This is a genomic window from Blautia schinkii (genome assembly GCF_013304825.1).
GTDB classification, from domain to species: domain Bacteria; phylum Bacillota; class Clostridia; order Lachnospirales; family Lachnospiraceae; genus Blautia_A; species Blautia_A schinkii_B.
This window is the reverse complement of record NZ_JAAWUO010000007.1, coordinates 36,733-50,861: the sequence shown is the minus strand read 5'-3', so window position 1 is coordinate 50,861 and position 14,129 is coordinate 36,733. Positions and strand designations below refer to the sequence as shown.

Below are 14,129 nucleotides of genomic sequence, written 5' to 3'. Positions count from 1 at the left end.
AGCTTTTGAACTTTTGCCCCTTTTAAAAAATGGTTGACAAAGAATTGACCGATTGCTATAATTACGTCCATGAACAAGGGTGTTCTTCAGGAGCGGAAGCTCTCTGAAGTGCACCCTTTTTCTGATTTTAGGGTAATTATTTTGTGTGATGAGGAAATAAAGGAGAGAATACTATGGGAAATTATACCAGAGAAGAGATTCTTGCAATGGCAGAGGAGGAAGACGTAGAGTTCATCCGCCTCCAGTTTACGGATATGTTTGGAACTCTGAAAAATATTGCGATCACAGCAAGAGAGCTTCCAAGAGCCCTGGATAACCAGTGCGTTGTATATGGCTCTCATATTGCGGGCATTGTGGGAGAGAAGGAGCCGGATCTGATCCTGTATCCGGACTATGATACCTTTTCAATTCTCCCATGGCGTCCTCAGCAGGGAAAGGTCGCAAGACTGATCTGCGATATGCGCCGCGCAGACGGATCTGAGCATGAGATGAGCTCAAGATATATTCTGAAAAAAACAGCGCAGAAAGCAGAAGAGGCAGGTTATACCTGCTATGTTGACCCGGAATGTGAGTTTTTCCTGTTTCATATTGATGACAACGGAATGCCTACAACGGTTTCTCACGAAAAAGCCGGATACCTGGATGTAAGTCCGGTGGACTTAGGCGAAAATGCAAGACGTGACATGGTACTGACTCTTGAGGATATGGGATTTGAGGTGGAATCCTCTCATCATGAGACAGCACCTGCACAGCATGAGATCGCCCTTCATTACGGGGAAGCACGTGAGATGGCAGACGAAGTTATAACCTTTAAGATGGCAGTAAGAACTGTAGCCAAACGTCATGGACTTCATGCGACATTTATGCCGAAGCCAAGACGGGAAGTAAACGGTTCAGCCATGCATATCCATTTTTCACTGTTTAAAAATGGAAAAAATATTTTCGTGGATCAGGATGATCCGTCCAAACTCAGTGAAGAAGCATGTTTCTTTATCGGAGGTCTTCTGGCACATAGCCGGGAGATGGCTCTTGTCACAAATCCGCTTGTAAATTCCTACAAACGTCTTGTGCCTGGATTTGATGCACCGACAGAACTGACCTGGACGAGAAATAACCAGAATTCACTTGTAAGGATCCCGAGAGTTAATGGTGCTGATACCAGGATCGAGCTTCGAAGTCCGGATGCTGCATCCAACCCGTACCTTGTTTTTGCGGTATGCCTGGCAGCGGGCATGGATGGAATCCAGAAGAAGATCTATCCTACAAAAGCTTCTGACCGTTCTCTTTCCGAGTCGGATCAGAAGGAACAGGGTATCGAGAATTTACCGGAGAACTTACGGGAAGCGATCACACTGTTTGAAGAAAGTGACTGGATGAAGGAAATCCTTGGAGAAGCCTTCTGCAAACAGTATGCGCAGGCCAAGAGAAAAGAGTGGCTGCGTTATTCCCAGGAGATTTCAGACTGGGAGATCGAGGAGTATCTGTATCGGATCTGATGAACGAGGCATAATAGGACGAAAGAGAGTGGCGGCTTATGAACACGAGTATCGTGATTGCATTACCGAAAATAGAAGATGCAAAAAAGATCCGCACAGTCCTTAACCGATATGGATTCACGGTAGCGGCGGTATGCAATTCGGGTGCAAATGCCCTTGCCAGTATCTCGGAGCTTGATGGCGGCGTTCTGCTTTGCGGTTATCATCTTCAGGATATGTACTACCGTGATCTTCTGGACTATATGCCGGATTATTTTGAAATGCTGCTTATGGCCTCCCGGGGAGTGATCAGTGAGGCGCCAACATCCATTTTATGTGTGGGAATGCCTCTGAAAGTCGGAGATCTGGTAAATACGGTAAGCATGATGCTTTCCCAGATCGAAAGGCGCTGGAAAAAAGATAAGAAAAAGCCGAAGCAGCGTTCATGGAAAGAACAGAATTATATTTCAAATGCAAAGATGCTTTTAATGGAAAGAAATCACCTGAGCGAGGATGACGCATACCGCTATATCCAGAAATGCAGTATGGATTCCGGAACCAATATGGTTGAGACAGCCCAGATGGTTCTGATGCTTTTATATGATTCTGTGTAAAAAACAACAAAAAAACAACAGAGCGGACAGAAATGATCTGCTCTGAATGCCTGATATCACACCGGATCGGGGAAAATTCCGCAGGGGATTTCCTGATTCGGTGAAACTACTTTGAATTGGAGGATGAGGGAATGGAATTTATGGATGGAATCTGTAAGACTAGAGAATGTGCCTGGGATGTGCTTCTTTCCGAGAGCATGAAAGACCAGGAAGCAACAGTGGAAGGTGCAATACACAGCATCCGTAATATGGGTGATGTGGCATTTGTGATACTTCGAAAAAAAGAAGGGCTTTTTCAGACTGTATATGAGAATGACAAGACAAATGTTTCCATTCATGATCTGAAGGAGGCAATGTGTGTGCGTCTCACAGGAACTCTTCATGAGGAAGAAAGAGCGCCTCACGGAAGAGAGCTCCGCATCAGCCATGTGGAGATCCTTTCCTCACCTGCAGAGCCTCTTCCACTGGCTATCGACAAATGGAAGCTGAACACTTCCCTGGAGGCAAAGCTGAATTATCGTCCTATCGCCCTGCGTAATGTGCAGGAGCGTGCAAAATTCAAGATCCAGGAAGCTCTGGTGCGGGCATTTCGTGATTATCTCTATGAAAAGGGATTTACCGAGATCCACACACCGAAGATCGGAGCCAGAGGTGCAGAGGGTGGTGCAAATCTGTTCAAGCTGAGCTATTTCCATAAACCGGCTGTTCTGGCACAGAGCCCACAGTTTTATAAACAGATGATGGTAGGCGTTTTTGACCGTGTATTTGAGACCGGTCCTGTATTCCGTGCAGAGAAGCACAACACAAAACGTCATCTGAACGAATATACAAGCCTTGATTTTGAGATGGGCTATATCAACGGATTTGAGGATATCATGGAGATGGAAACCGGATTTCTTCAGTATGCGGTAGAACTTCTTAAGAAAGACTACGCTCATGAGCTTTCCATTCTGAAGGTGGAGCTTCCGAAGGTGGACAAGATCCCGGCAGTACGTTTTGACAAGGCCAAAGAGCTGGTAGCTGAAAAATATAAACGCAAGATCCGCAACCCATATGATCTGGAGCCGGAGGAAGAAGCGCTGATCGGAAGATATTTCAAAGAAGAATATGATGCTGATTTTGTTTTTGTCACACATTATCCGTCTAAGAAGCGTCCGTTCTACGCAATGGATGATCCGTCAGATGAGAAATTTACATTAAGCTTTGACCTTCTGTTCAAGGGACTTGAGGTAACTACAGGCGGACAGCGTATCCATGATTATCAGATGCTGAAGGATAAGATCGCAGCCCGTGGCATGGATGAAGAGGGTATGGAGCAGTATCTGGATACCTTCAAGCATGGAATGCCGCCTCACGGAGGACTTGGAATCGGACTGGAACGTCTTACCATGCAGATCCTCGGAGAAGAAAACGTTCGTGAGACCTGTTTGTTCCCACGTGATATGAACAGACTTGAGCCGTAATAAGGAGAAAAAAGATGGCAAAGATAATCGATGATGAAACAATGGAAAATGTCTGCATTCTTGCGAAGCTTTCTCTGACAGAGGATGAAAAGGAAAAAGCAAAAGAGGACATGCAGAAGATGCTGGACTATGTAGACAAGCTGGATGAACTTGACACTTCTTCCGTAGAGCCCATGTCCCATATTTTTGAGGACGAAAACGTATTCCGTGAAGATATTGTGACAAACGGAGACAATCATGAGGCGATGCTTGCCAATGCACCGAAACAGAAAGAAAACCAGTATCAGGTTCCGAAAACAATTGGATAAGACAGGAGACAGGACATGGATTTGGGAAAATTAACCGCATTACAGCTTGCGGAAAAGATCAAGCAGCATCAGATAAGCGTCCTGGACGGTGTGAAATACGTATTTGATCAGATCGAAGCAAAAGAGGACAAGGTCCACGCTTATCTTGATACTTACAAAAAAGAAGCCTATGCAAGAGCCAAAAAGGTACAGAAGGGCATTGAGGACGGAACTTATACCGGACCTCTTGCAGGTGTACCTGTTGCAATTAAAGATAATATCTGCATCAAGGGAAAAACAACTACCTGTGCATCAAAGATCCTTGAGAATTTTGTGCCGCAGTACAATGCCGAGGTTATTGACCGCTTGGAACAGGCAGGTCTTGTGATCATCGGAAAGACAAACATGGATGAGTTTGCCATGGGAAGTACCACAGAGACATCCGCTTACGGCGTCACCAGAAACCCGTGGGATCTGGAGCATGTTCCGGGCGGCTCCTCCGGCGGCTCCTGTGCGGCAGTGGCAGCAGGAGAGACTTACCTGGCACTGGGTTCTGATACCGGCGGTTCCATCCGTCAGCCAAGCTCCTATTGCGGTGTTACCGGAATCAAACCGACATACGGAACAGTATCCCGTTACGGACTGGTTGCCTATGCATCCTCTCTGGATCAGATCGGACCGGTAGGAAAGGATGTTGCAGACTGTGCGGCACTTCTTGAGATCATTGCCGGACACGATGCCAAGGACAGCACCTCCATGAAGAGAGAGGATCTTGATTTCTCTGCTTCTATGACGGATAAGATCGTGGGAATGAAATTCGGCGTGCCGAAGGAATATCTCTCAGAGGGACTGAACCCGGAGGTAAAAGAGGCCTTTATGAATACGCTGAAGAGCCTTACCGAGATGGGCGCAGTGGTAGAATTTTTCTCCATGAAGACAACAGAATATATGATCCCTGCCTACTACATCATTGCCAGCGCAGAGGCCAGCTCCAATCTGGAGCGCTTTGACGGTGTGAAGTACGGCTTCCGTGCAAAAGAGTACGAGGGACTTCATGATATGTACAAGAAGACAAGGACTGAAGGTTTCGGCGAGGAAGTAAAGCGCCGTATCATGCTTGGCTCCTTTGTGTTAAGCTCCGGTTACTACGATGCTTACTATCTGAAAGCACTTCGCACAAAAGCCCTTATCAAAAAGGAATTTGATCAGGCCTTTTCCAAATATGATGTTCTTCTTGCCCCGGCATCACCCTTTACGGCGCCGAAGCTGGGAGAGAGCCTGAAAGATCCTCTTGCCATGTATCTTGGCGATATTTATACGGTAGCAGTAAACCTGTGCGGACTTCCCGGAATCACAGTTCCATGCGGAAAAGACGCAGCAGGACTTCCGATCGGAATCCAGATGATCGGTGATTGCTTCAAAGAAAACAACCTGTTCCGCGCAGCACATGCCTATGAGAAAAAACGTGGTGATTTCGGAACAGCGATGGAAGGGGGAGAAAAGGCATGAAACAGTATGAGACAGTCATAGGACTTGAGGTGCATGTGGAGCTTGCCACAAAAACAAAGATCTTTTGCGGATGCTCCACAGAATTCGGAGGCGCACCAAATACACATACCTGCCCGGTCTGCACCGGTATGCCGGGCTCTCTTCCGGTCCTCAACAAAAAAGTGGTAGAGTTTGCTATCAAGGCAGGTCTTGCGGCAAACTGCCATATCCATCAGTACTGCAAGTTTGACCGTAAGAACTATTTTTACCCGGATAATCCCCAGAACTATCAGATATCTCAGCTGTATCTGCCGATCTGCTACGACGGAGCTGTTGAGATCGAGACTTCCGCAGGCAAAAAGACTGTACGTATCCATGAGATGCATATGGAGGAGGATGCCGGTAAGCTGATCCATGATGAGTGGGAAGACTGCTCTCTTGTTGACTATAACCGAAGCGGAGTACCGCTGATCGAGATCGTATCCGAGCCGGATATGAGAAGCTCTGAGGAGGTTATCGCATATCTGGAAAAGCTCCGCTGCACCATGCAATATCTGGGAGTTTCTGACTGCAAGCTCCAGGAGGGATCCATGCGTGCTGATGTCAACCTTTCTGTCCGTGAGGTGGGAAGCGAGACCTTCGGAACAAGAACAGAGATGAAGAACCTGAACTCCTTCAAGGCCATTGCGAGAGCAATCGAGGGTGAGAGAGAACGTCAGATCGAGCTTCTGGAAGAAGGCAGATCCGTTGTCCAGGAGACAAGAAGATGGGACGATAACAAAGAGTCTTCCCATGCCATGCGTTCCAAGGAGGATGCAAAGGATTACCGTTACTTCCCGGACCCGGATCTTCCGCCGATCCACATTTCCGATGCATGGATCGAAGAGCTGCGTACTTCCATTCCGGAGCTTCGTGAAGCCAAGATGGAACGTTATCAGAAGGAGTATGAGCTTCCGGCCTATGATGCAGGAATCCTTACCGAATCCAGACATCTGGCAGGGCTTTTTGAGGAGACAGCGGTTCTTCTCGGAAACCCGAAAAAGGTGGCAAACTGGTTTATGGTGGAGGTTCTCCGCCTGACAAAGGACAAGGGCCTTGATCCTGAGAAAGTAAACTTTACACCGAAGCATCTGGCAGACCTTCTTTCCATGGTAGAGAAAAAAGAGGTCAGCGCACAGAATGCCAAGAAAGTATTTGAAAAAGTGTTTGACGAGGATATTGATCCGGTTGTATATATAGAAGAGAATGGTCTTAAGATCGTAGAAGACACAGGCCTTCTCACTGAAACTGTGAAAAAGATCGTAGATGCAAACCCCGGACCGCTGGCAGAGCTTCTGGGCGGCAAGGATAAGGTTATGGGATTTTTCGTAGGACAGCTGATGAGAGAACTGAAAGGCAAGGCAAATCCTGACAGCGTCAGAAAAGCACTGGCAGAGGAAATTGAGAGAAGGAGATAAAATACTATGGTTACAGTAAATCAGAATTATTTAAAACTTCCGGGAAGCTATCTGTTTTCCAATATCGCAAAGAAGGTAAGCGCATATAAGGAGGCCAATCCGGAATTTAAGGATTCTGTGATCAGTCTTGGAATCGGTGATGTGACACAGCCCCTTGCGCCGGCGATTATTGATGCCCTTCATAAATCAGTAGACGAGATGGCACATGCAGAGACATTCCACGGATATGCTCCAGATCTCGGATATGAGTTCTTAAGAAGTGCCATTGCAAAAAATGATTATCATTCCAGAGGCTGTGATATCAGCGCAGATGAGATCTTTGTTTCTGACGGTGCAAAGAGCGATTCCGGAAACATCCAGGAGATCTTCGGACTGGATAACAAGGTTGCAGTTTGCGACCCGGTTTATCCTGTATATGTAGATACCAACGTTATGGCTGGACGTACTGGTCTTTATAACAAGGAGAGAGAGAACTTTGACGGCGTGATCTACATGCCTTGCAAAGAGGAGAATGGTTTCCTTCCGGAGATCCCGGCAGATGAAGTACCGGATCTGATTTATCTCTGCTTCCCTAACAATCCTACCGGCGGTGCTATCACAAAGGCTGCTCTTCAGGAGTGGGTCAACTACGCCAACAAAAACGGCTGCGTGATCATCTATGATGCAGCATATGAGGCATATATTTCTGAGGAGGATGTTCCGCACAGCATTTATGAGTGCGAGGGTGCAAGAACCTGTGCCATCGAGCTTCGAAGCTTTTCCAAAAATGCAGGCTTTACAGGCGTCCGTCTTGGATTTACTGTTGTTCCGAAGGAACTGGTGCGTGATGGCGCAGAGCTTCACAGTCTCTGGGCAAGACGCCACGGAACCAAGTTTAACGGTGCTCCGTACATTGTACAGAGAGCAGGTGAGGCTGTTTACTCTCCGGAGGGAAAAGCACAGCTGAAGGAGCAGATCGCTTATTACATGCGTAATGCAAAGACTATCCTTGAGGGACTTTCTGCAGCAGGATTTTCCGTATCCGGTGGAAAAAATGCTCCATACATCTGGCTGAAAACACCGGATCAGATGACTTCCTGGGAGTTCTTTGATTATCTCCTTGAGAAAGCACACATCGTAGGAACACCAGGTTCAGGCTTTGGTGCACACGGCGAGGGATATTTCCGTCTGACTGCATTCGGAAGCTATGAGAATACATTGGAAGCAATTGAGAGAATTAAAAATCTGTAATCTATAACAATGAGGATTGCGAAAATTCATCATATCGTTTATAATTGTACGGGAAGTGAAGCACAGACCGCAGAGAGTCTGGGTTTATAAAAATTCACAATTTACGCAATCACGAAAGGGGATTTTATCATGGGTATCAGAAGAGTAGAAAATATGTGCGGCGGTAAAGGTCATGTGATCATCAAAGACATTCTTGAGGGAGATGAGCTGAAAGGAAAATGCGGACTTTACGCACAGGTTACTATTGAGAAAGGCTGTTCTCTCGGATACCATGAGCATCATGGCGAGACAGAAACCTACTATATCTTAAGTGGTGAAGGCGAGTACGATGATAACGGTGTAAAACGTCCGGTAAAAGCCGGTGATATTACCATCACACCAGATGGAAAAGGACATGGTCTTACAAATACAGGAGAGACAGATCTTGTATTTATGGCACTGATTATCTTTGACTGATTCATATAGACGAAATATAGAAAACAGAAGTATGATAAGGGGCGGCCTTTTTGGTAAGGCGGCCCCTTATAATTGAACGAAATGTACCAATTGTATAAATAAAAAATATTTTATATATTTTTTAGAAAAAAGTGTTGACATATAGAGACACCTTTGTTATACTATCACATGTCGCGAGGGAGAAAATAAAAAATCCCAAAGAAATGCGATATGCGGAAGTGTCGGAACTGGCAGACGAGCAAGACTAAGGATCTTGTGAGCATTGCGCTCGTGTGGGTTCAAGTCCCATCTTCCGCATTTTATGAAAGTGGGAACGGTGAGAGATCACGGTTCTTTTTTTATATGTATTGTCTGTGCTTTAACCGAATGTGTCCACTTTTATCTGTTTGTCGAAAAGTATATAGAGAAAGCACCGTATCGCGGAGTCTGGAATATTCCGGCCTGTTTGTGATACGGTGCTTTTGTTTTTAGATGTTTAGGTGTTTGATTATTTTACTTTTACGGAAGCTGTTTTGCTCCAGGTAGAGTAATAGTTCTTTTTGCTCACTGTTTTCACTGTGCGGATTCGAACATAATATTTTTTGCCTCTGGTCAGTTTTTTCAGAACTGCTGATTTTGAGGCGCCTTTTACTGTGATCGTTCTGGCACTCTTCATGCTGCTTGCAGTGCTGTACTGGATCTGATAAGAGGTAATGGATTTTACCTGCTTCCAGGATACAGTTGCCTGGCCTTTTGCTGAGGACTTCAGAGAAAGACTGCTGACAGGAAGCGGGCGTACAGAGATGCTGATTTTCGCAGAAACAGCGTTGTAATTTTTGCCCTGTGCTGCAGTGATGGTAACAGTGGCCTTTCCCGGACTTAACGGAATGATGCTGGTTCCGGATATCTTTACGATTTTACTGTTGGAAGCTTTCAGGGATATCTTTCCATCGGTTTTTTTACGCTTGATCACTGCTGTCTTGCGGCTGCTTTGTGTCAGTGTGAGTGCTGCTGCGGTTGGAGTGAGCGTAGCTTTTGCACGTTTGATCCGGAAGGTAACAGTTTTGACACCTGAATAAGCTCCGATGCCTGTGATCGTTACTCTGGCAGTGCCAGCATTGATATTACTGGTGTAAGCAACGGAGTAATCGGTACCGTTTGTCAGGGCTTTATCATTGCAGGTGACTGTGACAGATGGTGTAATGGCCTTTCCGTTGTAAGTGAAGGAAGCAGCGGATAGTTTTACATCTGCAGTACTTAAGTCAGTGGCGGCAATGTTGAAAGTTTTGGAGATGGAGCCTGTATAATTGCCGGTTCCGGATGCAGTGACAGAAGCGGTTCCGATATTGGTATTATTTTTGTATGAAAGAGTATAGTCGGTTTCTTCTGACAGATGTTTCTGGCCAATGGAGATTGTGACCTCCGGTTTCTTTTCGGTTCCGTCATAGATAAATGAGGATGCGGAAAGCGTAATGGAGGCTTTTGAAAGGTCAGCCGGATTAATGGTGAAACTTTTGGCTGTGGAGCCGGAGTAGCTGCCCTTGCCTGTGATGATAACAGAGGCCGTGCCTGCGTTTATATTGTTTGCGTAAGCAATGGTGTAATCTTTATCAGCTGAGAGCAGTTTGCTGCCTGCTTTCACTGTGACACCTGGTTTTTTCTCCGTGCCGTCATAAGTAAAGGCTGAATTGGAAAGTGTAACAGTCACACCGGTGAAAGTAGCGGCAGTGATGGTAAAGTCTTTTGTCTGAGAACCGGAGTAATTGCCCTTGCCTGTGACAGTGACAGAAGCAGTACCTACGTTTGTGTTGTTTTTGTAGGAAATGGTGTAGTCTTTGTTGAGCGTTAACTGTGTGTTTCCGGTTTTGACAGTGATTTCCGGTTTCTTTTCTGCACCGTCATAGATGAAGGAAGAAGCAGAAAGAGAAACAGTGGTTCTGGTAAAATCGGCCGGATTAATGGTAAAGTTTTTCGTCTGAGAACCGGAGTAGCTGCCTTTGCCGGTGATGGTAACAGAAGCCGTACCAGCGTTTATGTTATTTTTGTAAGAAACAGTGTAGTCAGTGTTTGTGGTAAGCAGTTTGCTGCCATTCTTTACAGTGATCCCTGGCTTCTTTTCTGCTCCATCATAGGTGAAGGAAGAGGCGGAAAGAGAAACGGAAGTTTTTGCAAAGTCAGCGGCGGTAATCGAGAAGTTCTTTGAAACAGAACCTGTGTAATTTCCCTTTGCTGTGAGGGTAACGGAAGCAGTACCAACGCTTACGTTGTTCTTATAAGAAACAGTATAGTTAGTGTTTGCAGTGAGCTGCCTGTTGCCAATCTTAACTGTAACACTCGGTTTTTTCTCCGTGCCATCCCATGTGAAGGAGGAAGCAAAGAGCGTAACGGAAGCCTTGGTAAAGTCAGCTGGATTGATTGAAAAAGCTTTTGTTATAGTACCGGAATATTTTCCCTTGCCGGTGATAGCAACAGAGGCAGTACCGACATTGATATTATTGCTGTAGGAAACTGCGTAATCAGTACCGGAAACCAGTAATTTGCTGCCGGATTTAACTGTGATCTCCGGCTTTTTCTCTGTACCATCGTAAGTGAAGGAGGAAGCAGAAAGCTGTATATCACATTTGCTGAAGTCACTGGCTTTGATCTGGAAAGTTTTTGTAACAGAGCCGGTATAGTTGCCCTTACCTGTTGCAGTGACGGAAGCAGTACCGGTGTTTACGTTATTTTTATAGAAAAGAGAATAATCGGTGTTATATGTAAGCTTTGTATTTCCGTTAGTGATCGTCATATCCGGGCATTTCTCAGAACCGTCATAACTGAAAGAATCCTGGGAAAGAGTCGCTGTATATTTGCTGATATCGGCAGGTTCGATCTGGAAAGTTTTGCTTGCGGAACTGTAAAAGTTTCCTGTACCGGAAATTGTAACGGAAGCAGTACCGGCATTGGTATTGCTGCGGTAGTACAGATGATAATCCTGATCTTCTGTTAAGGTGTTGCCGTTGCATTTAACAGTAACCAGGGGCTTTTTTTCTGTACCATCATAAGTGAGGGAAGTATCAGAAAGGGTAATGTCGCAGTTGCTGATGCTTCCCCGATTGATATAAAAAGCTGTGGTAAAATAGCCGGAATAGTTACCGATACCTGTAATGCCGGCACGGGCTCTTCCGATAGAAGTGTTGTTCTGATATTCCACCGTATAGTCTTTGCCGCGGGTCAGTGCTTTTCCATGGTCTGTGATGACCACATTTGGCTCCTGAGGCTTGCCGTCATAAATACAGTTTTCAGGAGAAATTGTACAAGTGGTAGAGCTGCTGTAGATTCTGGCTGGCTGAATGGTATATTTTTTTGTAACAGAACCGGTATATTTTCCGATTCCGGTAAATGTTACAGTGAAAGTGCCTGCATTGACCTGATCGCCTTTGTAAGTCGCTGTATAATCAGTACCTTCTGTCAGAGTAAGGCCGGAACGATATATTTTGACTTCAGGATCTTTTTTTGTGCCATCGTAATATCCTATATAGCCGTGAGAAAAGGTGAAAACATCTTCACTCAGCATGTCCACATACAATTCAGAAGTAAATACAACGGACGGGTTATATTTGGACTGTATGGTAAGAATGGCTTTTCCTGATTTTTTCGGAGTGATCACTGCAACACTGTTGCTTGTCTGCTGTACAGTGAGTATACTGTTGTCTGAGCAGGAGATCGTGCAGTCCGACAGATAGTCATCACCGGAATCACCGGAAAACCAGGTTGACCAGTCTACTGTGTAAGTGAGATCTTTTGTAAGAAACTCACTTCCGTTTAGTGTATGGTAGCTGGAATTGGAAGGGGTGATATAGGCGGAAATTTTTGTTGGAACTGCTGCCTTGGAAGTGATTCCGCATACACGGCAGGTTTTATCTACCTGATTATTCTCGACAGTTGTTCCGTATACATATTTATGACCATTCTCAATTCTTGTTGCATGGTTGGAGGAGAGATCAGAAAGATTGATCTCATAAAATGTGTTATGGTTGTTTTTCCATGCATACCAGATCAGCTTACCATTAATAATAGAAGGAACACAGTCGGAAAGATTTCCGGCCATCTTGTAAGTGGAGCCAACCTGCTGGCCGGTTCCGTCGATCGCTGTGTAGTAAACATAGCCCTGACTGGACCAGAGAAGCACAAAACTGTTGCTGCCTGTTTTTACCAGATGAGGAGTGGTGGCACTGTCACTGGTGCCTGCGTAATTGGAAAAATACCGTACAACAGGAGTTCCGCCGGATTTTGAAACGGAAGCTACAAAAACATTTCTGGAATTATCATCTGCGTCATAGTTTCCGGCAGCCAGATAAGAGGAATCAGAATATTCAAAGCCACCCTGAGATGCACCGGTATAGTTATTTCCGATTGAGCCTGGGAAAGTCATGAGATCAAATTCCTTACAGGTGTCGGTGTTGGAACCCCATGTTCTCTGTGGGACAAAAGATCCGTTGCTGATATCGGTCCGGTACTGAAGGACTGTAATAGCACGTGGGTAGGCATCGCCATGATCTGAACCCAGAAGTGTACCGTTGTCGATCTGGATAAACTGGTTAAAAGAGTGGCTGACATATCCGAGATCTGTATTCATAACACTTGTAAATGAATCAGCAATGGACATATTGGAAGTATCCACGGAAAAAGTCACATTAGCCTGGTGGCCATTGTACATTTCATGGCAGGTGCGGACAAAAAGGTATTTTCCGTTTACAGCCATACGAGCAGAACCTGCATCAAAAGGATAGGTGGTATTGGCACCAAAAAGTCCGCAGGAACCTAAAGCCTGCCAGGTTTTTGAATATTTGCAGACACGGTAAACTTCTTTGTTGTTGTCTTTTTCAGTATTGTTCTGACCGGTGAGAATATAATAATTATCACCGGTTTCGTAAAAACCTCCAAATTCAGGAAGCGGAAGATCCAGAGTCATAGTCTTTTTTAGATTGTATCCGGAGTCGTAATATTCGATCAGGATCTTGCCATCAATGGCTCCGCTCTGAACGCGCATAAGATAACCATCCGGACTTGTAGTAAGATAAGATTCCACAGGTGCAGACCAGTTAGTATAATTCTGGCTCTCCAGGTTGCTGCCTTTATATACCGTACATGTGGTAGAGACGGAAGAAGATATCGGGATATCTGCTTCAGCAGCAGTGCCTCTTTTTCGGGCCATCTGAGTTTCCAGTGAATCATCCAGGATACCGGCCAGAGCCTGTTCTGCCTCTCCGGAAGAAAAATCATCATTTCCCTTGGAATCGGAAAAATCATCCTCTTCGCCGGCACTGAAAGGATCAGTGCTATCTGCGGAAGGATCATCTGCTCCGTTTTCAGCAGGTGCAGGATCATCGGGTGACTGGAGCAGGTCATCGGCTGGTTCTTCCAGGGTGTCTGGGCTGTCGGGAGAAGAAGCTTCATCTGTTGCTGCTGGCTGATCCTGGGAAGTATCTGCAGGTGCTTCTGTATCAGTGATATCATCCGCAGAAAAAAGCTCTGAGGAAAGATCAGCTGCACTGACAGGAGCTGAAGTGCCAAGTATGCAGGCAGAAAGAAAAATCGACAGTATCTGTGCTTTTTTGTTTTTCATATGTACCTCCTTACAGATTAGATATAAGCGGATATAAAATCCAATTATATTTTACTACAAAGAAGAAAAATA

General features: G+C 45.4%; 9 protein-coding genes and 1 tRNA gene. 9 read left to right on the top strand and 1 reads right to left on the bottom strand.

Going from position 1 to position 14,129, the window contains the following annotated elements; genetic code table 11:
• The first annotated feature begins 173 nt into the window (after window positions 1-173).
• The 9 genes from glnA (at window position 174) to HFM85_RS06875 (ending at window position 8,767) form a co-directional block, all read left to right on the top strand.
• Window positions 174-1,496, top strand: a complete 1,323-nt coding sequence (gene glnA / locus HFM85_RS06915) for a type I glutamate--ammonia ligase (protein WP_173737611.1) — start codon at window positions 174-176, stop codon at window positions 1,494-1,496.
• Between the two features lie 38 nt (window positions 1,497-1,534).
• A complete protein-coding gene (locus HFM85_RS06910) occupies window positions 1,535-2,089 on the top strand; it encodes an ANTAR domain-containing response regulator (RefSeq protein WP_015525749.1) in 555 nt (184 codons plus the stop codon).
• Between the two features lie 131 nt (window positions 2,090-2,220).
• Window positions 2,221-3,552 (top strand): aspartate--tRNA(Asn) ligase, encoded by a 1,332-nt coding sequence (gene aspS / locus HFM85_RS06905; RefSeq protein WP_022426749.1) that lies wholly within the window; start codon window positions 2,221-2,223, stop codon window positions 3,550-3,552.
• 14 nt (window positions 3,553-3,566) lie between these two features.
• On the top strand, window positions 3,567-3,860 hold the full coding sequence (gene gatC / locus HFM85_RS06900) for an Asp-tRNA(Asn)/Glu-tRNA(Gln) amidotransferase subunit GatC (protein WP_110102034.1): 294 nt from the start codon (window positions 3,567-3,569) through the stop codon (window positions 3,858-3,860).
• 15 nt (window positions 3,861-3,875) lie between these two features.
• Entirely contained in the window at window positions 3,876-5,348 is a 1,473-nt protein-coding gene (gene gatA, locus HFM85_RS06895; protein WP_173737612.1) for an Asp-tRNA(Asn)/Glu-tRNA(Gln) amidotransferase subunit GatA, read from the top strand.
• The gene (gene gatB / locus HFM85_RS06890; protein WP_119239952.1) at window positions 5,345-6,784 is read left to right on the top strand and encodes an Asp-tRNA(Asn)/Glu-tRNA(Gln) amidotransferase subunit GatB; all 1,440 of its coding nucleotides are present in this window, start codon (window positions 5,345-5,347) and stop codon (window positions 6,782-6,784) included. The genes gatA and gatB overlap by 4 nt, the downstream gene beginning before the upstream one ends.
• 6 nt (window positions 6,785-6,790) lie before the next feature.
• Complete coding sequence (locus HFM85_RS06885) at window positions 6,791-8,014, top strand: LL-diaminopimelate aminotransferase (protein WP_173737613.1); 1,224 nt, start codon at window positions 6,791-6,793, stop codon at window positions 8,012-8,014.
• Window positions 8,015-8,143: 129 nt separating this feature from the next.
• Complete coding sequence (locus tag HFM85_RS06880; protein WP_118062612.1) at window positions 8,144-8,470, top strand: cupin domain-containing protein; 327 nt, start codon at window positions 8,144-8,146, stop codon at window positions 8,468-8,470.
• Window positions 8,471-8,682: 212 nt separating this feature from the next.
• Window positions 8,683-8,767: transfer RNA gene (locus tag HFM85_RS06875), tRNA-Leu, on the top strand.
• A gap of 190 nt (window positions 8,768-8,957) precedes the next feature.
• On the opposite strand, the gene HFM85_RS06870 is transcribed toward HFM85_RS06875, so the two are convergent.
• A complete protein-coding gene (locus tag HFM85_RS06870; protein ID WP_173737614.1) occupies window positions 8,958-14,057 on the bottom strand; it encodes an MBG domain-containing protein in 5,100 nt (1,699 codons plus the stop codon).
• Window positions 14,058-14,129: the final 72 nt, after the last annotated feature.

Coding starts and splice junctions, on each gene's coding strand:
- glnA (WP_173737611.1), top strand. CDS start 174: ATGGGAAATTATACCAGAGAAGAGATTCTTGCAATGGCAGAGGAGGAA.
- HFM85_RS06910 (WP_015525749.1), top strand. CDS start 1,535: ATGAACACGAGTATCGTGATTGCATTACCGAAAATAGAAGATGCAAAA.
- aspS (WP_022426749.1), top strand. CDS start 2,221: ATGGAATTTATGGATGGAATCTGTAAGACTAGAGAATGTGCCTGGGAT.
- gatC (WP_110102034.1), top strand. CDS start 3,567: ATGGCAAAGATAATCGATGATGAAACAATGGAAAATGTCTGCATTCTT.
- gatA (WP_173737612.1), top strand. CDS start 3,876: ATGGATTTGGGAAAATTAACCGCATTACAGCTTGCGGAAAAGATCAAG.
- gatB (WP_119239952.1), top strand. CDS start 5,345: ATGAAACAGTATGAGACAGTCATAGGACTTGAGGTGCATGTGGAGCTT.
- HFM85_RS06885 (WP_173737613.1), top strand. CDS start 6,791: ATGGTTACAGTAAATCAGAATTATTTAAAACTTCCGGGAAGCTATCTG.
- HFM85_RS06880 (WP_118062612.1), top strand. CDS start 8,144: ATGGGTATCAGAAGAGTAGAAAATATGTGCGGCGGTAAAGGTCATGTG.
- HFM85_RS06870 (WP_173737614.1), bottom strand. CDS start 14,057: ATGAAAAACAAAAAAGCACAGATACTGTCGATTTTTCTTTCTGCCTGC.